This is a genomic window from Delftia sp. GW456-R20 (genome assembly GCF_001622915.1).
GTDB classification, from domain to species: Bacteria; Pseudomonadota; Gammaproteobacteria; order Burkholderiales; family Burkholderiaceae_C; genus Comamonas; species Comamonas acidovorans.
This window is the reverse complement of record NZ_LWCN01000005.1, coordinates 445138-464620: the sequence shown is the minus strand read 5'-3', so window position 1 is coordinate 464620 and position 19483 is coordinate 445138. Positions and strand designations below refer to the sequence as shown.

The following is a 19483-nucleotide window of genomic DNA, read 5'->3' as shown; positions in this document are numbered from 1 at the left end:
ACGCTCCCCATTTTTCCAGTGCGCACGCTTTACGCTTTCCGTGGCCGCATGGCACAAACCGCTGTCAGCGCTTCGGCGTCGTTCCGTTGCGGCCCTGGCCATCGCATTGGGCATGAGCACGGCCATTGCCGCCGACACGGCGCAACTGACCATTGCCGATGGCGTGATCGTCAAATTCGGCCAGGGCGCCGGCATCAGCGTGCGCAGCGGCCTGCAAACGGGATCTTCCGTGGTGCTGACCAGCAGCCACGACGACGCGCAACTGGGCCCGGTGCAGGCGCAGGGGCCACAGTCCCGGGCGCCGCAGGCCGGCGATTGGCTGGGTGTGCTGGTGGCGCCTGAAGCCGCTCCCGCCAGCCTGAAACTGGACGGCCTGGCCATTCGCTATGCCGGAGGCGCGGAGGGCCTGCCCGGCCACATGGCAGGTGGTGCCGCTCTGGTACTGGCAGGTGCAGGCTACGGTTTCGAGCGGCTGCAGCTCACGGACAACGCCGTGGGAATCCGGGTGGTCGGCAGCGGCAGTCCCCGCATCACGCGTTCGCGCATCGCTGGCAACGGCGTGGGATTGCTGGCAGAGCAGGGCGCCACGCCGGCCGTTGGTGAATCAGATATCTCGGGCAACAGCCAGTTCGGCATACGCAACACCAGCCCGGCCAGCATCGTCCAGGCCCAGGGCAACTGGTGGGGCCACGCCAGTGGTCCGCGCGATGCCGTGGGCAATCCGGCGGGGCAGGGCAATGCGGTCAGCACGGGCGTGGACTATGGCTCCTACCTGACGGCCGAGCCCGTACTGGCCTGCACCATCGCGCCCACGCAAGGCTATGCCACGCGCGTGCGTGCCGTGCAGTTGCGCCTTGACTGCCCGCAGGCCGCGCAGTTCCGCCTGCAGGAAAGCGATCAGTTCGACAGTGCTGCATGGCAGAGCATGACGGGCCACCCCATGCTGGCAAGCTACACGCTGTCCATGGGGGCGGGGGACAAGATGATCCATGTGCAGTTCCGCACGGCACAGGGTGGCATCAACCAGTTCTCGCTGCCACAACCCATTGCATACGCACCTGAAGGTCCTCTGGTGCAGTTCGCCCAGCCGGCCGCTGGTGCCGTGCTGGAGCAGGACACGACCATCGCCATCAGCGTGGCCGACCCTGAAGGCGTGCAGCAGGTGGAGATCCTGGTCGATGGTCAGCGGCTCGCCCTGCTGACCGAAGCACCCTTCCAGACCACCTGGGCACTGGCCGCCGTGCGCAACGGCAGCTATACCCTGCAGGCCAGGGCCACGAACGGCATCGGCCTGAGCAACACTGCAACGCGTCCGGTACAGGTGCAGAAAAAGGCCGGACAAGGCCCGGCCCTCACCGCTACCTTTGCAGGCGCGGCGCTCGCGCCCAATGCGACCATCTCCGCGCCGGGCGAACTGGTCGTGTCCGCACAAAGCCCCATCGGCATTGCCAACGTCAAGGCCACCATCAACGGCCTGCAGATCTTCGAGCGCAGCGGCGACGCCAGCAGTTCCTTCAGCCACAACCAGTTCATCGACTTTGCGCAACTGCCCAACGGCACGCACAGGTTCGGCATCACGGCCACCGACGTGGACGGGGGCGCAGCGGTACTGGACATCCCGTTCACGCTCAGCCTCAGCGCGCCGCCGGCTCCCGTCATCGCGCAGCCGGCCCACAACGCGCAGGTGTCCACGCCGCAGATTGCCGTCTCCGGCACGGCCATGGCGGGCTCGCAAGTGCAGCTGTATCTGGGCGGGCAGGCCGCTGGCACGCCGATGGCCGTGCCAGCCAATGGCAGCTTCTCCGGCAGCCTGACTCTGCCAGCCGAAGGCGCGCACCGCATCGAGGCCACGGCCAGCAATGCGCGCGGCACCAGCCCCAGGAGCGCGGCGGTTGCCGTGACCTATGCCATCGCGGCCCCGACGGTGAACTTCACCATGCCCGGCCAGGATGTCACCGTGGTCGGCAGCACGGCCGTAGGTGTCGCCGCCTCGGCACCGGACGGCATTGCCAAGGTCGATTTCTTCGCCAACGGCAGCCTGATCGGCTCGGCCACCCAGGCTCCGTACAGCATGCAGTGGGATACGTCGGGCGTGGCCAACGGTGCCTTCACGCTCAGGGTCGTGGCCACCAGCAAGGCAGGCAAGACTGGTGAAGCCACGCGCGCCGTCACCGTGAACAACAAGCCGCCCGAGCCCGAGCTGCCCAAGACGCCCTATACGGGCACGGTCAGCTCCGTCAGCCCGGCGGTCTCGTACGGCGCGCAACGCGTCGTCATAGCCGGTGCCGCCGTGTCACGCGCCAGCGGACAGCCCATGCCCAATGCAGCATTGCGCATGGTGCTGGACATCTCGGGCTTCAAGCGGCGCATAGGCATCGCCACCGACGACAGCGGCCAGTACCGCTACGAATTCGTGCCCACGGCCAATGACAACGGCACCTACATCGTCTCCGTCATCCATCCGGAAGAGACCACCACCACCGAGCAGGGGCGCTTCACCATCAACCGGCTGAGCTTCGACCTGGCCAGCTACCAGCTCACCGCGCCGCGCGGCTTTGCCGCCAGCATCACGGTCAACGCGCGTGCCAGCGCCGGCACGGGCGCCACCGGCGTGCGCTGGGCCGTGGTTCCGGCACAGCAGCCCAGCGGCAGCCTGCCGCCGGGCATCAGCGTGGAGCCGGGTGCGCCGGTCAACGTGGCCGCAGGCGCCTCGGTGCCCATGGTCATCCGCTTCACGGGCAGTGCATCGGCCGGGGAGACGGGCACCGTCGTGCTCACGGCCTACGCCAGCGAGACAGGGGACACGCCCCGGGGCAGCTTCACCATCCACTACCGGCTGGTGCAGGCCCTGCCCGAGCTGTTTGCCAATCCCACCTACATAGAAACCGGGGTACAGCAGGAAAAGACCGTCACCGAGAGCATCACCATCGGCAACCGTGGCCTGGTGGCAGCCCAGGACGTGAAGGTCCAGCTGGTGGACAAGGATGGCCGGGCCGCGCCTTCCTGGATCTTCCTGTCCAGCGCCAGCCACATCGGCGCCGTGGACGTGGGCGCCCAGGTGCCCATCCAGGTCACGGCAAGCCCCGGCAAGGACGTGGCCGACGGCATCTACAACTACCGACTGCAGATCACGGCCAGCAACCAGGGCACGGGCACCATACCCGTCTCGGTGGCCGTCACGCAAAGCGGGCAGGGCGGGCTGAGCTTCCATGCCACCGACCTGTTCACGGAAACGCTGGACGCGGGCGGCAAGCCCATACCGGGCGTGGCCAACGTGCGCATACGCCTGCAAAACGATGCCGTGCTCACCTATCTGCGCACCCTCACTACGGACGCGCAGGGCAAGGCCGTGCTCACCGACCTGCCGCCCGGCACCTACACCTACCGCGCCAGCGGCCCGCGCCATGCCGACAGGTCGGGCCGCATCTTCGTGCGCCCGGGCGTCACCACTTCGGAGCGCGTGCACCTGCAGTACCAGACCATCAGCATCGACTTCAGCGTGACGGAAACCACCATCAAGGACGAGTACCAGATCACTCTGGAAGCCACCTTCCAGACCCAGGTGCCGGCACCCGTGGTGCTGCTGGAGCCCCTGTCCATCAACCTGCCCGAGCTGCAGGTGGGCGAGGAATTCACGGGCGAGCTGACGCTGACCAACTACGGCCTGATCCAGGCCGACAAGGTTGTCTTCACACCGCCGCAGTCCGACGAGTACTACCGCTACGAATTCTTGGCAGACATCCCCAAGACCCTGGCCGCCAAGCAGCGCGTGGTCATTCCCTACCGCATCACGGCCGTCAAGCTGCACCCGCGCAGCATGGGCTTCAGGCAGGCACGTTCGGCGGAGATGGGTGCCGTGCAGAGCATCGTGGTGAATGCGCGCAATGCGGGCAGCTGCGCTGCCTATGCCATGTGGGCCATGGTGGAGTTGGCGTGGATCTGCGCGAATGGGGAAGAGGAATCGCGCTCGCTCTCTGCCACGTTCAATCGGCTTGTTGGTGGCGCGTGCGGGAACACCGGCATCGGGGGGATTGGCGGGACCGGAGGCCACGGCGTGGGCGGTGGCATTGGTGGCTGGGGCAGTGGCGGTACTGGTGGTGGCGGAACACCCATCGGCTTGACGCAGGGCTGCACGCCCTGGTGCCTTGGGGGTGGCTGTAGCTCTGAAGGCGGTGGCCCTGGAGGAGGGCGGGGTGGCAGTGGAGGCAGTTCAGGTGCTGGCGGCCAAGGCGGTGGGATGGGCGGCGGCCCCTTGCTGGGTGGCCATGGCGGCGGATTCGGCGGTGGCAGTGGCTCGGGCGGCAGTGGATCGAGTGGCAGCGGTGGCGGCGCGGGGGGCGGTGGGTCCGGTGGTAACGGGCCTGGTGGCGAAGGTCCTGGCGGCGCCGGGCCAGGAGGAGACGGGCCAGGAGGAGACGGGCCAGGAGGAGACGGGCCAGGAGGAGACGGGCCAGGAGGAGACGGGCCAGGAGGAGACGGGCCAGGAGGAGATGGACCCAATGCGCCGGGAGACGACGGACCCGGGGCGGACGGCCCTCCCTCGTGTGGGAGTTGAGATAGGCCGGCCTGTCATCCGGCAGGCCGGTCCAAGGGCGCAGCCATCAAGACGCTGCGCAAGGGATTGGAGAGGGGACCCATCAGCGGTCCACAGGGAAGCGCAAAAATGATCCAGGCACTGAAACATCTGATTGAACTGGCCCAATATCCAGGCAAGCGAGCCGCAGCACGGCGGGCCTTGTCCTGGACTTTCAGGCACATCCTTGCCTGGGCGTTTGCCCTGCTGAGCCTGGCAGTTCTGCAGGCACAGGCAAGCGAGTATCCGTACATCAAGTGGCCCAACGGAGAATACCGGGAGGTCAACACCGATCTGCAGGTCAAGGTACTGGGCGGAAGCATTGACATTGCCCGCACCTGGACGCTCGGACGCTGGTGGCTCAACCCCGCATGGGCGCCGCTGGACTTCGAGCTGGATCCGCTGGGCAGGGATGCTAAGACCATCCAGCGCGCCGGCACGCTTTATGAAAGAAGCGGCCAGTCTGGCCTGTTCATCGCCAAGGACCGAGTGGATGCGCCCACCTTCATCCGGCAGGTCAGCCGCAATGGTCAGGATGGCTGGCAGTGGTATGACCGCCGTGGCAATACCATCGACTATGACGCGCAGGGGCGCATTCAGGGCTATACGGATTTCAATGGCATCCAGGTCCGGTTCAGCTACGACAGCACGTCCAGCATCCGCATTCTTGACCACCATGGGCAGGTCGCTTTCAAGCTCACCTTGGCCGATGGCCTTGTCACCAGCATCGAAGACCGTGCAGGCAGTACCGTCCGATATACCTGGGCTGGATCGGGCAGCGCCAGGCGCCTGACCGAAGTCCTGGATGCGAGGGGCAACCGCTGGACATACACCTATGACGGCAACGGCCAACTCACCAGCCGCACGGACCCGCTGGGGGGTAAGGTCACGGCCCAATACAGCGCCAGTGCGCCAGCACCCGCTGCCCAGTTCACGCTGGGCAACCTGGGCATCACCCTGGATCCCACGGGAACCAGTGGCACCACGCAGAAACTGCAGACCAACTGGGGAGGCGGGCGTGTCGGCAGTTTCAGTGACCGCCGGGGCACCACAACGGGTTCGGTGCAGTACCTCAGGGAATCACGAAAATTCATTGCCACACTGACGGATCCACGCGGCAATCGTCTGGTCGTTCACTATGACAAGGACGGCTTGGAGTCGAGCCGCAGCCTGAATGACAAACCCATTCGACAAAGAAGCTGGGATGGCAACTACACCGACAGGCTGGTGGACGAGCGCGGCAACACCCGCACCACCTATTGGGACTACAACCGGCGTCCGTTGAGGATTCGCCACTCTGATGGCAGCGAGGAAAGCTACACCTACGATCCCGTGCATGGCGAAACCACCAGCCATACCAATGAACTGGGTACCGTCACCGCCTGGCGGCATGACAGCAAGGGGCGTGCGTTACAGCGCATCGAAGCCCAGGGCACTGCGCTGGAGCGCATCACGGCATGGGAGTACGACGAGCTGGGGCAATTCGTCCGGCAGACCCTGGGCACAGGTGCTCAGGCCAGCGTCACCACCTATACCTACGACAGCAACGGTAACCGCCAAACAGCCACGGATGCCGAAGGCGGAACATGGCGCTACACACACACCGTCACCGGGCAAATCGCCAGCATCACCAACCCCCTGGGCCACACCACACGCCATGAATACGACAGCCATGGCAATCGCATCAAGACCATCTATCCCTCGGGCCTGACATCCTCGGCCCGCTTCGATGCACTAGGCAACGAAACCCAGAGCATGGATGGCGAGGGCCATGCCACCGTCGCTGCCTATGACAGCCAAAGCCGCCTGGTCACCGCCACCAACGCCTTGGGCCACGCCTACCGTTATGAATACAACACCTATGGCGACATCGTTTCGCAGAACACGCCTACCGGTAATCGTCACGAACTGGGCTATGACAGCCTGGGCCGCGTCGCCAGCTACAAGAACCCTGCAGGCGACAGCTCCCAGTACGAATACGGCGCACTGGGCACTCCGCAGGCCAACCTGCTGCAAGCCATCAACTACCCAGGCGGCCTTGCCGAGCTGGGCCAGTATGACCAGCGGGGGCGTCGCACCTCCATCATCCGCAAGGCACGCAACGGCGAAAGCCTGACCCTGCACTACAGCCTTGACAGTGCAGGACAGACAGCCGCCATCACCAGCCCGGGCGGCAAGACAACCATCTATGAGCACGACGCACTGGGCCGCGTCGCTAAGTCCATCGACGCGAACGGCCAGGCCACCCAGATGGCCTACAACCTGCTGCATCAGATCACCCGCGTCACCGATGCCAACGGCAACGTGCATACCCGGCAATACGACCGGTTGGGCCGCCTGACCGAGGAAATGCGCCCGGAAGGTGGCAAAACCACCTATGCATACGATGCCGCGGGCTTTCTGATCAAAAAAACCAACGCGGCAGGAGATGTCAGCAACTACACCTACAACAGCGATGGCCTGTTGACCCTGCTCACCCGCACGAGCCCGCAGGCCGGGCAACCGGGCTTGAGCAGCAGCATCACCTACCGTTATGACAAGGCCGGCCGCCTTGCCGGCTACGAACAAAAGGATGGCAGTGGCAAGCTCATCAGCCAGGCCGACTACAGCCGTGACGCCCTGGGCCGCATCAGCCAGGAGCAACTGATCTACGGTGACGGCGCTAACCGCGTCACCGCCACCCTGGCCCAGGGCTGGGATGCCGATGGCCGCAAAACCAGCCAGGGCTACCCTGACAGCAGTGCCGCCGTCTTCAGCTACGACAAGGGCTATCTCAAGGAGGCCGCCCAACCCGGCAGCACCGACAAGATCACATGGACCGACTACCAGTGGGTGCTGCCCACCAAGGTCCAGTACCCGGGCGCCAGCAGGAGCATTGCCTACGACGGTTTCTACAGAATCCAGGGCATCCAAGTCCAGGGAGCCTCCAACGCCAACCTCCTGACGCTGGGCTACCAATACGACGCTGACAGCAGCGTCACACGCAAGACGCTGCAACTGGGCAGCGATGTCAACGGCAGCGTGGATTACGCTTACGATGCGCTGGACCGCCTGACGCAGGTGCGCCCCAGCGCCGGTCTGGCTGACCTGGGCCTGCCTCAGGAGCAATACGGCTACGACGCCGTTCACAATCGCATCAGCAGCCTGCACCAACCCGGCGAATGGCAATACGGCAGCGGCAATCGGCTGGTGCAGCGAGGCCTGGGCAAGGATCTGGAGCGCTATGACTACACCGCCACAGGTCATATCCAGAGCGCCACGCGCAACGGCAGCGTCACCACCAACGTATATGACGCCAACGATCGAAGGGTTGCCGTGGAGCAGGACGGGCAGCTCATCGCGCGCTATCAGTACGACCCGTTCGGGCGGCGTATAAGCAAGACGGTGGGAGCGCGTACGACGTGGCTTATGTACAGCAAAGAAGGACTGTTGGCAGAGGTAGATGCCCAGGGAAAGACTGTGAAAGCTTATGGTTGGCAGCCTGATACGGACTGGGGTGCGGAGCCCCTGTGGCAAGCGGATCACGTCAACGATCAGACGGGAACTAGCAAGATTTACCACTATCTGCACAGTGACCATTTGAGCACTCCGCAGGTTGCCAGCGACGTGACAGGGCGCTCAACGTGGCAGGCCTTGAGCGAGAGCTTTGGTCAAACCCTTGAACGCAACGGAAACCGAACGCGGATGAATCTGCGGTTTGCTGGACAGTATTTTGATGAAGAGGTGGGGACGCATTACAACTACTACCGTGACTATCAGCCAAAGTTGGGGAGGTATATAGAAAGTGATCCATTTGGATTGAGTGGTGGCTTGAATTTGTTCGTATATGCGGAGCAAAGTCCGCTAGATGTTTATGACAATAATGGATTGGCTCCTAAATATGTAAAGCCTGATAATCCAAACAAGAGAAAACCGCCTGATCATAGAATTCCAAGTGGGGAAAGAGAGCGTAATGTTGGACATGAAAATGCAGAAGAGCATTCTAGACAATCAAAAAAACAGCGAGGCTCTGGTGTGAAGGGGTCGCGCGGAGCGAGAGGCGTCGGAGGGTTGCTTATTTGGGATATTGTTAATGACATATGTAATGAAAATCCAAGTGTTGGTGGTTGTGGTGTTATAAAGCCGCCGCCTCCCATAGATCCTTGTTAAGTAGGGGTTAAATTTGAAAGAAAAATCTTTTGACGAAGTGAATTCCATGCTTCTGAATGGAGAGGAGCGCAAGGTAAGGGGAATGTTGGTTGACCCTGATACTGGAAGAATCAAACGAGAGTATGCCTGGGATAAGAATCATGCTTGGTATTGTGTTGGTGATGCAGATTTTAAAATGGGAAAATACAAAGATGCTATAAAATCTTTTAGAAAAGCATATGGTTATGATTCGGACGATGTTCAATGCTTGCTGGCAATTGGAAACTGCTTTGATGTAATGAAAGAGCCAAAGAAGGCTGAAAATATTTTAAAAAAAGCTCTTGATATTGGTTTGAAGGGAAAAGTCAGGTCCGCCGTTATTTTTAATTTGGGAAATGCGTTGTTTGATCAAGAGAGGTTTGATGAGGCTATTGCTTATTATTTGGATGTAAAAAATAGGCGCGACGAAATTGGAAAAAAAGCTCGTAAAAATATCAAACTTATTCTTGATGACAAGAATGATTGAGTATTTCATACATAGATAAAAAATCTACCATCAAAACTAGGCCGCGTTGCGCAGGATGGCTGCGATGCAAGATGAGCAGATAATAATTTAACCTGTACCGTAGGTGGCCAGCAAAGCGACGGGCCGTTCATTCTGGCAAGCCTTGAGCGAGAGTTTCGGGCACACGCTTGAGCGAAGCGGCAATCGCACATGGATAAACCTGCGGTTTGCAATGCAGTATTTTGATGAAGAGGGGGGCCTCATTACAACCAGCGGCGGGACTATGCTCCAGACTGAGGATGCTTGATGCAGCTGATCCGATCGGGCTTGTGTCTCTGCTGCTTGCGCCTTGTGTCACGTCTGCTTATAGACCCTATGCGTGTGCAGCACTGACGTGTTCATGAAGTTGAAGCATTGGTCAATGCCAAGACGATTACTGCATCTAGAGTGTGAGTAGGAAATTTTGCAAAAGGAGATGTGGGCGCAAGAAATTCCAAAGGATGTATTCCTTGGGTTGAGCGCGATCCCTGATTCAACGGATTGCGAGAATTTGTATTCGGCCATTGAGTCAGGTGAGCTGACAAGAGATTTTTTTGGAAGATTCTGCTCTGCCCATGAATTGCCGGATAACTTGCCAAACGCGGGCATTTTGTCATTGATCCAGAGAGTGGGATGGTTGTGGGCTGAGTTTTGGGTCAGTAATATTGTTCTTTGAATCAGGGCTGCATTCATGAAGTATTTTCTGCTGCCGAAGAAATGGATGGGTATCGATAAGGAAAATTGGATTGACGCATCTGGTGTTTCTCTGGGTGGATATTTTATGATTATTTTTTTTGCAGAGAATCTGGCGAGGTGGCTGGAGTCAGATATTGGGTGGATGACATGGATGGAATTGATCAGCATCCCGCCTGGAGTCACTTCTTGGACGATTCGCGTGTCATGTTCATCCGCACATCAAATTGCATCGACATGGTTTTTGACGATGCTGACGTCATTTTTTTTTGGATGAGAAATTGAATGTCATGACCATGCAGGACTTTGGGGGAGACGGTGTGGTGAGTTCTGGTACTGGTCTGGGAGCGGTGTTTGTGTTGCCAGACAGTTTCCAGAGCTTTTGATTGCTGCGCATCGCTGGCAGCCAGGGTCGGCATGCGGCAAGCACGGCTTGCTGCCCCCAAAGCCGCGCTCCCCACACAGCTACAGTACAAACCCTAGAATCCCACGACGACTGCGCCACGCCGCGTTCGCTGTTGCGTCGGCCCACAAGCCGGCCCCAAGAGAGAGCCAAGTCCTCCGATCCCGAAGTCTTGCAGAACGATCTGCCGCTGCACGCTCATCCGTTGCCGTGGCATCCACCGCGCCGTCCTGCTGTTCGATCCCTGGAAAAAAACCATGACTACGCTTGACCAAGCGCAGCCGGGCATGGCCCCTGCTGTTGCGACCGCACGTCCTCTCAACCGACAGGACTACAAGACCCTGGGCCTGTCGGCCCTGGGCGGCACCCTGGAGTTCTACGACTTCGTCGTTTTCGTTTTCTTCGCCAATGTCATCGGCAAGCTGTTCTTCCCGGCCGAGATGCCGGACTGGCTGCGCCAGCTGCAGACGCTGGGCATTTTTGCGGCGGGCTACCTGGCCCGGCCCATCGGCGGCATTCTGATTGCGCACTTTGGCGACATCCTGGGCCGCAAGAAGATGTTCACGCTGTCCATCTTCCTGATGGCCGTGCCCACGCTGGTGATCGGTCTGCTGCCCACCTATGCCTCCATCGGCATTGCCGCGCCGATTTTGCTGCTGGCCATGCGCGTGCTGCAGGGCGCGGCCATTGGTGGCGAGATGCCGGGCGCCTGGGTCTTCGTGGCCGAGCATGCGCCGGCGCGCCACTATGGCTTTGCCATCGGCTCGCTGACTTCGGGCATCACGGGTGGCATTTTCCTGGGCTCCATCATCGGCGTCTGGCTCAACAGCACCTACAGCGCCGAAGAGATCCATGACTGGGCCTGGCGCATGCCCTTCATCCTGGGCGGCGTGTTCGGCCTGGTGTCGGTCTACCTGCGCAAGTTCCTGCACGAAACACCCGTCTTCCAGGAACTGATGGCACGCAAGCAGGCCGACCGCGAACTGCCGCTCAAGACCATAGTGCGCGACCACCGCCAGGCCTGCGTGCTGGTGGCGCTGATGACCTGGGTGCTGTCCACGGCCATCGTGGTGGTGGTGCTGTTCACGCCGGCCTATCTGCAGAAGGTCTTCCACATCGACGCGGCCCTGGCCATGAAGGCCAATGCCGTGGCCACGGTGACGCTGACGCTGGGCTGCGTGTTCTGGGGCTGGCTGTCCGACAAGATGGGCACGCGTGTGGCCATGGTCACGGGCTGGCTGGGCATGACGGTGACGGCCTATGCGTTCTATCTGAACCTGCCGGGCACGGCGTCCTCGCTGGTGTGGAGCTATGCGCTGGTGGGCTTTTTTGTGGGCAGCATTGCGCTGCTGCCGGTGGTGGGCGTGCGCGCTTTCCCGGCCGAGGTGCGTTTCACAGGCCTGTCCTTTGCCTACAACATGGCCTATGCGGTGTTCGGCGGCATGACGCCCATGCTGGTGTCCGTGTGGCAGCAGGTGGATGTGATGGCGCCGGCCCACTATGTGGCGGCCATGGGCATCCTGGGCGCGGCCATCGGCTTCTGGCCCCTGGCCTGCCGTGGTTGGCAACCCAGGCGCGGCTGAGCTTGGCAGTGGAGTGAAGGGCAGCATGGCTGCCCTTTTTCTTGGGCGCCGCATGGATCGTTGACAATCCTTTCATGAGCACCACGCGACAAGAACTCCTGGCCCACTTCGACGGTTTGCTGCAACCCGAGCGCTTCAAGGACTACGGTCCCAACGGCCTGCAGGTGGAGGGGCGCGGCGAGATCCGCCGCATCGTCAGCGGGGTGACGGCCAGCCGCGCGCTGATCGAGGCGGCCATCGAGGCGCAGGCCGATGCCATCTTCGTGCACCACGGCCTGTTCTGGCGCGGCATGGATGGCCGCATCACGGGCTGGCTCAAGGAGCGCATCCGCCTGCTGCTGGCCCACGACATCAATCTCTTTGCCTACCACCTGCCGCTGGATGCCCATCCGCAATGGGGCAACAACGCGCAGTTGGGCGTGCAGCTGGGGCTTGAGGGCCAGGCAACGTTTGGCGAGCAGAACCTGGGCTGGATGGCCGCGGCGGAGTTTGCCGACGCGGCGGCGCTGGGCAGGCATGTGGAGCAGGCGCTGGGGCGCACGCCTGTCTGCGTGGGAGGAGAGCGACTGCGCCCCATTCGCCGCATTGCCTGGTGCACGGGCGGCGCGCAAGGTTTCTTCGAGGCCGCGATTGCCGCTGGGGCCGATGCCTTCATCACGGGCGAGATTTCCGAGCCGCAGGCGCACCTGGCGCGCGAGACAGGCGTGGCCTTCCTGGCCGCCGGCCACCATGCGACCGAGCGCTATGGTGCGCCGGCCCTGGCGAGGCAGGTGGCATTGGAGCTGGGGCTGGAGCATCGTTTCATCGAGATCGACAATCCGGCCTGATGCTGGCCTGTTATTGGCCCACTATTGGCCCGCCCAGGGGGCGAGGCCTTTTGCTGCAAGCGCGGTGCGAATGACCGGCTTGCCTGATCCGGATACCGAAAATGCCTGATTCCACACCCCCCCAAGCCGCGATTGCCATCACCCAGGGCGACTCTGCAGGCGTAGGGCCCGAGACCATCGCCAAGGCATTCATGGAAGTGCCCGAGGTCATGCGCGGCTGCTTCGTCGTCGGCGAGTTGCAGACGCTGCGCCGGGCAGCCGCCGTGGCGGCGCGTGCGCGCGATGGCGACAACGCCATTCCCCTGCCCGTGGCCGTCATCGAGTCGGCTGAGCAACTGTGGCAGGTGCCGCGCCACTGCATCCCTTTGCTGGAGCTGCCCGGGCTGCCCGGTCCTGCGTCCTGGGGCCAGGTGAGTGCCAGCGCCGGTGACGCGGCTGCGCGCTGCGTGGTCTGGGCCGCGCGGGCTGCCTTGCGCGGCGAGATCGCGGCTCTTGTGACGGCGCCTCTGCACAAGGAGGCGCTGCATGCTGCGGGCGTGGACTTTCCTGGTCATACCGAGCTGCTGCAGTTCGAGGCTGCGCAGCATGCGGGTGTGGGCCTGGACCGCATGCCGGTGCGCATGATGCTGGCCAACGATGAGCTGCGCACGGTGCTGGTCAGCATCCATACCTCGCTGCGCAAGGCGATCGATGCGGTAACGAAGGACAACCTGCTGCAGACCTTGCGCATCACGCATGAGGCCCTGTCTCGCAGCCTGGGTCGCCCGCCGCGGATCGGTGTGGCAGGGCTGAACCCGCATGCGGGCGAGGGCGGCCTGTTCGGCAGCGAGGAGGTCGAGATCATCGCCCCGGCCATCGCCCAGGCGCGCGCCGAGGGCCTGGACGCCCATGGACCTTTTGCGCCCGATACGGTGTTCATGCGCGCCCGCAATGCTACCGGCCACCCCGGCGAGTTCGACGTGGTGCTGGCCATGTACCACGACCAGGGACTGATTCCCGTGAAGTATCTGGGCGTGGAAAAGGGCGTGAATGTCACATTGGGGCTGCCGCTGGTGCGCACCAGTCCGGACCACGGCACGGCTTTCGATATTGCAGGGCAGGGCCTTGCAGAGGCGAGCAGCCTGATTGAGTCCGTGCGAATGGCGCGCAAATTGGCGGCTTGAATGGCTAGCCCAAGCATTGGGAATCTGCAGTAATGGAAAACGCCCGTGGCAACCATGCCACGGGCGTTTTGATTTGCGTCAAAACACGGATTTCAGCGCTTGAGGCTGTCGCGAATCTCGCGCAGCAGCACGATGTCTTCAGGTGTGACGGGGGCCGGCGCGGGGGCGGCCGGGGCCTCGCGGCGCAGGCGGTTGATCTGCTTGACCATCATGAAAATGATGAAGGCCAGGATGATGAAATTCACCGCCACCGTGATGAAGTTCCCATAGGCAAATACGGGGACGCCGGCCTTCTTCAGGGCATCGAGCGTCATCGCTGTTCCGGGGGGCACGCTGCCCAGCACGACGAACAGATTGGAGAAGTCCAGCTTGCCGAAAACCAGGCCAACGACCGGCATGATCAGGTCGTTTACCACGGAATCGACGATTTTGCCAAACGCTCCGCCGATGATGACGCCCACGGCGAGATCTACCACGTTTCCCTTAACTGCGAACTCACGAAATTCCTGCATCATGCCCATGGCTGGCTCCATCTGGAAAGAGTTTGAGATAGCGCAGTATTGCGCGGCTTTGGAGCCTGTCAATGTCGGAGTCGGTATGGAATAACCATACTCGCCCCGCTACAATTTATTGTTGACCCCAACTCAAGCGACGTAGTTCGAGGAACCCCATGAGTGACACTCCAATCGACTCCAGCAAGCGGACGTGGATCATCACGTCGGCGTGTGCTGGCGCGGTGGGCGGCGTGGCGACAGCCGTCCCGTTCGTGAGCACCTTCCAGCCATCCGAGAAGGCCAAGGCCGCCGGGGCTGCAGTGGAGGTCGATATCTCCGCACTCAAGGACGGCGAGAAGCTCACGGTCGAGTGGCGCGGCAAGCCAGTCTGGATCATCAAGCGCACGCCGGAACAGATCAAGGAACTGCCCGAGCTGGACAGCCAGCTGGCCGATCCTCAGTCCAAGCGCCACCCTGAAGAGTTCACGCCGCCCTACGCGATGAATGAAGCCCGCTCGATCAAGCCCGAAGTGCTGGTCGTCGTCGGCATCTGCACGCACCTGGGCTGCTCGCCTTCCGACAAGTTCCAGCCCGGCGCGCAGCCTTCGCTGCCCAATGACTGGAAGGGCGGCTTCCTGTGCCCCTGCCATGGCTCGACCTTTGACATGGCTGGCCGTGTCTTCAAGAACAAGCCGGCCCCCGACAACCTGCAGGTGCCACCGCACATGTACCTGTCGGAGACCAAGCTCCTCATCGGTGAAGACAAGGCTTGAGGGAGACAAGAACAATGGCCCACGAATTCAAGGACATCGATCCGAACGCGCCCGCAGGCGCCAAGCTCACGAACTGGTTCGAGAACCGTTTTCCAACGGCTTTCGACGCCTACCGTGTGCACATGTCGGAGTACTACGCTCCGAAGAACTTCAACTTCTGGTACATCTTCGGCTCGCTGGCGCTGCTGGTGCTGGTGATCCAGATCGTCACCGGCATCTTCCTGGTGATGCACTACAAGCCGGACGCCGAGAAGGCGTTCGCCTCGGTCGAGTACATCATGCGCGATGTGCCCTGGGGCTGGCTGATCCGCTACATGCACTCCACGGGCGCGTCGGCCTTCTTCGTCGTCGTCTATCTGCACATGTTCCGCGGCCTTCTGTACGGTTCGTACCGCAAGCCGCGTGAACTGGTCTGGATCTTCGGCTGCGCCATCTTCCTGGTGCTGATGGCCGAGGCCTTCATGGGCTACCTGCTGCCCTGGGGCCAGATGTCGTACTGGGGCGCACAGGTGATCGTGAACCTGTTCTCGGCGATCCCCTTCATCGGCCCGGACCTGGCGCTGCTGATCCGTGGTGACTATGTGGTGGGCGATGCCACGCTCAACCGCTTCTTCAGCTTCCACGTGATCGCCGTGCCCCTGGTGCTGCTGGGCCTGGTCGTGGCCCACTTGCTGGCGCTGCACGACGTGGGCTCCAACAATCCGGACGGCATCGAGATCAAGGGCCCCAACGCGCCCAAGGACGCCAAGGGCCATCCGCTGGACGGCATCCCCTTCCATCCCTACTACACGGTGCACGACATCTTCGGCGTGACGGTGTTCCTGTTCCTGTTCTCGGCCGTTGTGTTCTTCGCGCCCGAGTTCGGCGGCTACTTCCTGGAGTACAACAACTTCATCCCGGCCGATCCGCTGAAGACGCCTTCGCACATTGCGCCGGTCTGGTACTTCACGCCGTTCTACTCGATGCTGCGTGCCATCACCAGCGAGATGATGTATGTGCTGATCGCCTGCGTGTTGCTGGGTGCGGGCTTTGGCGTGCTCAAGTCGCGCCTGCCGGCCGCCGTCAAGGGCGTGGTCGCCATCGTGGCCCTGGGCGTCATCGCCATGATGCTGTCCATCGACGCCAAGTTCTGGGGCGTGCTGGTGATGGGTGGCGCCGTGATCATCCTGTTCGCGCTGCCCTGGCTCGATTGCAGCCCGGTCAAGTCCATCCGCTACCGTCCGAGCTGGCACAAGTACCTCTACGGCATCTTCGTGATCAACTTCGTGATCCTGGCCTATCTCGGTGTGCAGCCGCCTTCGCCCATCGGCGAGCGCGTGTCCCAGGTCGGAACGCTGTTCTACTTCGGCTTCTTCCTGCTGATGCCCTGGTGGAGCCGCCTGGGCAAGACCAAACCCGTTCCCGATCGTGTGACGTTCAAGCCGCACTGAAGCTGGAGAGAACAACAATGAAGAAACTGATTCTCACGTTGATCGCGGCCCTGGGCATCATGACCGGTGCACAGGCTTCCGAAGGCGGCATCGCCTGGGACAAGGCCCCGGGCAAGACCAATGACACGGCATCGCTGCAAAACGGCGCCAAGCTGTTCGTCAACTACTGCCTGAGCTGCCACTCGGCTGCATTCATGCGCTTCAACCGGCTGCAGGACATCGGGCTGACCGAGCAGGAAATCAAGGACAACCTGCTGTTCACCACCGACAAGGTGGGCGAGACCATGAAGGCGGCCATCAACCCGAAGGAAGCCAAGGAGTGGTTCGGTGCCAATCCGCCGGATCTGACGGTGATCGCGCGCTCGCGCGCAGGCCACAACGGCACGGGTGCCGACTATCTATACACCTTCCTGCGCACCTTCTACCGCGATGACACCAAGGCCACGGGCTGGAACAACCTGGCCTTCCCCAGCGTGGGCATGCCCCATGCACTGTGGCAACTGCAGGGCGAGCGCCGTGCCGTCTTCGAAGAAGCCGAAGAGCACGGCGTGAAGACCCAGGTTTTCAAGGGGTGGGAGCAGGTCTCTCCCGGCTCCATGAGCCCAGTGCAGTACGATCAGGCAGTTGGCGATCTGGTGAACTACCTGCAATGGATGGGTGAGCCGGCACAGAACAGCCGCATCCGCATTGGCGTGGGCGTGCTGCTTTTCCTGGCGGTCTTCATCTTCATTGCATGGCGCCTCAACGCCGCGTTCTGGAAAGACGTCAAATAAAACCGTGACTGCAGAAGGTCGTGCAAGCGATTGCGCGGCTGAACTGTGTGCAGAGTGGGCGCCGCGAGCGACCCACTCTTTTTGATTTTTAGGAGCCTCCACCATGATGGTGCTTTATTCGGGAACGACCTGCCCCTTTTCACACCGTTGCCGTTTCGTCCTGTTCGAAAAAGGCATGGACTTCGAGATCCGCGATGTGGACCTGTTCAGCAAGCCTGAAGACATCAGCGTGATGAACCCGTACGGCCAGGTGCCCATCCTGGTCGAGCGCGACCTGATCCTGTACGAATCGAACATCATCAACGAGTACATCGACGAGCGCTTCCCGCATCCCCAACTGATGCCCGGCGACCCGGTGGACCGCGCCCGCGTGCGCCTGTTCCTGCTGAACTTCGAGAAGGAACTGTTCGTGCACGTGAGCACGCTCGAGGAGCGCAACGTCAAGGGCAACGAAAAGGCCATCGAAAAGGCGCGCGCCCACATCCGCGACCGCCTGACGCAACTGGCTCCCGTGTTCCTCAAGAACAAGTACATGCTGGGCGAGAACTTCTCCATGCTGGACGTGGCCATTGCCCCGCTGCTGTGGCGCCTGGACTACTACGGCATCGAGGTGTCCAAGAACGCCGCCCCGCTGCTCAAGTACGCCGAGCGCATCTTCTCGCGCCCTGCCTACATCGAAGCGCTGACGCCTTCCGAGAAGGTGATGCGCAAATAATTCGCATCGGTTGACGACTGATTGCGCGGGCAGGGAAGGCGGTCAACCGGTCGCCATCCTGCCCGTTTTCGTATTACGACCACTCTTTTCCTGGGATCGTCATGACTGCCCCCGAAGCAACTTCCACCCGCCCCTACCTGATCCGGGCCCTGTACGAGTGGTGCACCGACAACGGCTTCACACCCCACATCGCAGTGCGCGTGGACCGCAACGTGCAGGTGCCGCGCGAGTTCGTGCGCGACGGCGAGATCGTGCTCAACGTCAGCTACGACGCCACCAGCGGCCTGCAGATGGGCAATGACTTCATCAGCTTCACGGCCCGCTTTGGCGGCAAGCCACGCGAAATCATGGTGCCTGTCGAGCAGGTGATGGCCATCTACGCACGGGAGACCGGTCAAGGCATGGCCTTCCCGGCGCCGGAGTCGGATGCCGACAACGACAACGACAACGACAACGAAGTTTCGGTCGAGCAGGAATCCGATGAGCCTGTGTCGCAGGACGCAGTTGCTGAAGTGTCGGCCGAGCCAGCTGCCGACGAACGCGTGGTGCAGCTGGTGAGTATCCAGAACGAGGGCGATGATGAAGAGCCCCCGCGCACGCCGCCGCCCTCGGGCACGCGGCCCTCGCTGAAGCTGGTGAAGTAGGTTTTTCGTATCCCGGGCCTGCGATCACGCGCGCAAGCGTGTTCGCAGACGCCGGGAACGGCTGAAGCGGTCTTTTTCTGCGCTAGAATTCGTGCTTCGCCGGTTTAGCTCAGTTGGTAGAGCACCCGCCTTGTAAGCGGTAGGTCGTCAGTTCGAATCCGACAACCGGCACCAAAAGGTCTCCTTCGGAGGCCTTTTTTCATTGCTTTCTTCATTTCCGGCCGCGTTTGTTTCAGCGGCCGATCAGGCCTGCACTTTGAGCCGGATCTCGGTCACATCCCACCCCTTGGTGCGCAGGTGGGCTGCCATGGCGGGCAGCAACTGGCGGATCTTGGCGGCTGCCGCATTGTTTCGCACCAGCAGGCACCAGGTGCTGCCCTCGATGGGGCCTGCCTGCAGGCTGGCGCGCAGCAGCGGCGGCACCAGGGGCAGGATGGCCGTCAGGCGATTGCTGGAGTCCCGGGTGAGCTGTGCGAGCCGCGCCAGCGTGGGCGAGTTCTCGACGGCGTGCAGGGCGGTGACGGCGTGGTGGCGGCGTGTGAAGGTCATGGGCTTGAAGGGCTGGACTGGCAGCGTTGGCATGCGCCGGCCCGGAGGGTCGTTATAGCAGCATCTGCGGTGTGGCGCGGGTCCGGGGATTCGGGTTCGGGGCTGTGCGGCTGCATGCGTCGGCCTGCCTGAGAGAGGGTTGGACAGAGGCAGTTAGAATCAATTGTTCGGTTCTCGCTTCGGCCCGGTCG

Annotated in this window: 14 protein-coding genes and 1 tRNA gene; 13 read left to right on the top strand and 2 right to left on the bottom strand. The window is 62.0% G+C overall.

Annotated elements, in window-relative coordinates:
• Positions 1 to 112 precede the first annotated feature (112 nt).
• The 7 genes from A4F85_RS30780 (at position 113) to pdxA (ending at position 13914) form a co-directional block, all read left to right on the top strand.
• Positions 113 to 4555 carry an Ig-like domain-containing protein gene (locus tag A4F85_RS30780; protein ID WP_063328242.1) on the top strand — a complete coding sequence of 1481 codons (4443 nt, stop codon included), beginning with the start codon at positions 113 to 115 and terminating at the stop codon, positions 4553 to 4555.
• Between the two features lie 108 nt (positions 4556 to 4663).
• Complete coding sequence (locus tag A4F85_RS26060) at positions 4664 to 8722, top strand: RHS repeat-associated core domain-containing protein (protein WP_043822304.1); 4059 nt, start codon at positions 4664 to 4666, stop codon at positions 8720 to 8722.
• Between the two features lie 13 nt (positions 8723 to 8735).
• On the top strand, positions 8736 to 9227 hold the full coding sequence (locus A4F85_RS29905) for a tetratricopeptide repeat protein (RefSeq protein ID WP_197485531.1): 492 nt from the start codon (positions 8736 to 8738) through the stop codon (positions 9225 to 9227).
• Positions 9228 to 9936: 709 nt separating this feature from the next.
• Positions 9937 to 10215 (top strand): hypothetical protein, encoded by a 279-nt coding sequence (locus tag A4F85_RS30775; protein WP_156517060.1) that lies wholly within the window; start codon positions 9937 to 9939, stop codon positions 10213 to 10215.
• 383 nt (positions 10216 to 10598) lie between these two features.
• Positions 10599 to 11924, top strand: a complete 1326-nt coding sequence (locus A4F85_RS26055; RefSeq protein ID WP_063328241.1) for an MFS transporter — start codon at positions 10599 to 10601, stop codon at positions 11922 to 11924.
• A gap of 74 nt (positions 11925 to 11998) precedes the next feature.
• Positions 11999 to 12751, top strand: a complete 753-nt coding sequence (locus A4F85_RS26050) for a Nif3-like dinuclear metal center hexameric protein (RefSeq protein WP_063328601.1) — start codon at positions 11999 to 12001, stop codon at positions 12749 to 12751.
• A gap of 101 nt (positions 12752 to 12852) precedes the next feature.
• A complete protein-coding gene (gene pdxA, locus A4F85_RS26045) occupies positions 12853 to 13914 on the top strand; it encodes a 4-hydroxythreonine-4-phosphate dehydrogenase PdxA (protein ID WP_063328240.1) in 1062 nt (353 codons plus the stop codon).
• Between the two features lie 92 nt (positions 13915 to 14006).
• On the opposite strand, the gene mscL is transcribed toward pdxA, so the two are convergent.
• Positions 14007 to 14435: a large conductance mechanosensitive channel protein MscL gene (gene mscL, locus A4F85_RS26040; protein ID WP_012207302.1), complete on the bottom strand. Its 429-nt coding sequence runs from the start codon at positions 14433 to 14435 to the stop codon at positions 14007 to 14009.
• 149 nt (positions 14436 to 14584) lie between these two features.
• Here mscL and petA point away from each other — a divergent pair, with 149 nt between their 5' ends.
• The 6 genes from petA to A4F85_RS26010 all read left to right on the top strand — a co-directional run bounded on the left by petA (position 14585) and on the right by A4F85_RS26010 (position 18917).
• Positions 14585 to 15181, top strand: a complete 597-nt coding sequence (petA, locus tag A4F85_RS26035) for a ubiquinol-cytochrome c reductase iron-sulfur subunit (protein WP_012207301.1) — start codon at positions 14585 to 14587, stop codon at positions 15179 to 15181.
• A gap of 14 nt (positions 15182 to 15195) precedes the next feature.
• Positions 15196 to 16611: a cytochrome b gene (locus A4F85_RS26030; RefSeq protein WP_013800811.1), complete on the top strand. Its 1416-nt coding sequence runs from the start codon at positions 15196 to 15198 to the stop codon at positions 16609 to 16611.
• A gap of 17 nt (positions 16612 to 16628) precedes the next feature.
• A complete protein-coding gene (locus A4F85_RS26025) occupies positions 16629 to 17384 on the top strand; it encodes a cytochrome c1 (RefSeq protein ID WP_063328239.1) in 756 nt (251 codons plus the stop codon).
• Between the two features lie 103 nt (positions 17385 to 17487).
• Positions 17488 to 18099 (top strand): glutathione S-transferase N-terminal domain-containing protein, encoded by a 612-nt coding sequence (locus tag A4F85_RS26020; RefSeq protein ID WP_012207298.1) that lies wholly within the window; start codon positions 17488 to 17490, stop codon positions 18097 to 18099.
• A 101-nt stretch (positions 18100 to 18200) separates the two neighbouring features.
• The gene (locus A4F85_RS26015; protein ID WP_063328238.1) at positions 18201 to 18743 is read left to right on the top strand and encodes a ClpXP protease specificity-enhancing factor; all 543 of its coding nucleotides are present in this window, start codon (positions 18201 to 18203) and stop codon (positions 18741 to 18743) included.
• 98 nt (positions 18744 to 18841) lie between these two features.
• Positions 18842 to 18917: transfer RNA gene (locus tag A4F85_RS26010), tRNA-Thr, on the top strand.
• Positions 18918 to 18986: 69 nt separating this feature from the next.
• Here the strand turns inward: A4F85_RS26010 and A4F85_RS26005 are convergent.
• Positions 18987 to 19292, bottom strand: coding sequence for a hypothetical protein (locus A4F85_RS26005; protein ID WP_034396930.1), 306 nt, complete (start codon positions 19290 to 19292; stop codon positions 18987 to 18989).
• Between the last annotated feature and the right edge of the window lie 191 nt (positions 19293 to 19483).

Bases quoted from the DNA above. Each gene is read 5' to 3' on its own strand.
- A4F85_RS26055 (WP_063328241.1), top strand. From the start codon at position 10,599: ATGACTACGCTTGACCAAGCGCAGCCGGGCATGGCCCCTGCTGTTGCG.
- A4F85_RS26005 (WP_034396930.1), bottom strand. From the start codon at position 19,292: ATGACCTTCACACGCCGCCACCACGCCGTCACCGCCCTGCACGCCGTC.
- A4F85_RS30775 (WP_156517060.1), top strand. From the start codon at position 9,937: ATGAAGTATTTTCTGCTGCCGAAGAAATGGATGGGTATCGATAAGGAA.
- pdxA (WP_063328240.1), top strand. From the start codon at position 12,853: ATGCCTGATTCCACACCCCCCCAAGCCGCGATTGCCATCACCCAGGGC.
- A4F85_RS30780 (WP_063328242.1), top strand. From the start codon at position 113: ATGAGCACGGCCATTGCCGCCGACACGGCGCAACTGACCATTGCCGAT.
- mscL (WP_012207302.1), bottom strand. From the start codon at position 14,435: ATGGGCATGATGCAGGAATTTCGTGAGTTCGCAGTTAAGGGAAACGTG.
- A4F85_RS26020 (WP_012207298.1), top strand. From the start codon at position 17,488: ATGATGGTGCTTTATTCGGGAACGACCTGCCCCTTTTCACACCGTTGC.
- A4F85_RS26050 (WP_063328601.1), top strand. From the start codon at position 11,999: ATGAGCACCACGCGACAAGAACTCCTGGCCCACTTCGACGGTTTGCTG.
- A4F85_RS26060 (WP_043822304.1), top strand. From the start codon at position 4,664: ATGATCCAGGCACTGAAACATCTGATTGAACTGGCCCAATATCCAGGC.
- A4F85_RS26015 (WP_063328238.1), top strand. From the start codon at position 18,201: ATGACTGCCCCCGAAGCAACTTCCACCCGCCCCTACCTGATCCGGGCC.
- A4F85_RS26030 (WP_013800811.1), top strand. From the start codon at position 15,196: ATGGCCCACGAATTCAAGGACATCGATCCGAACGCGCCCGCAGGCGCC.
- petA (WP_012207301.1), top strand. From the start codon at position 14,585: ATGAGTGACACTCCAATCGACTCCAGCAAGCGGACGTGGATCATCACG.
- A4F85_RS26025 (WP_063328239.1), top strand. From the start codon at position 16,629: ATGAAGAAACTGATTCTCACGTTGATCGCGGCCCTGGGCATCATGACC.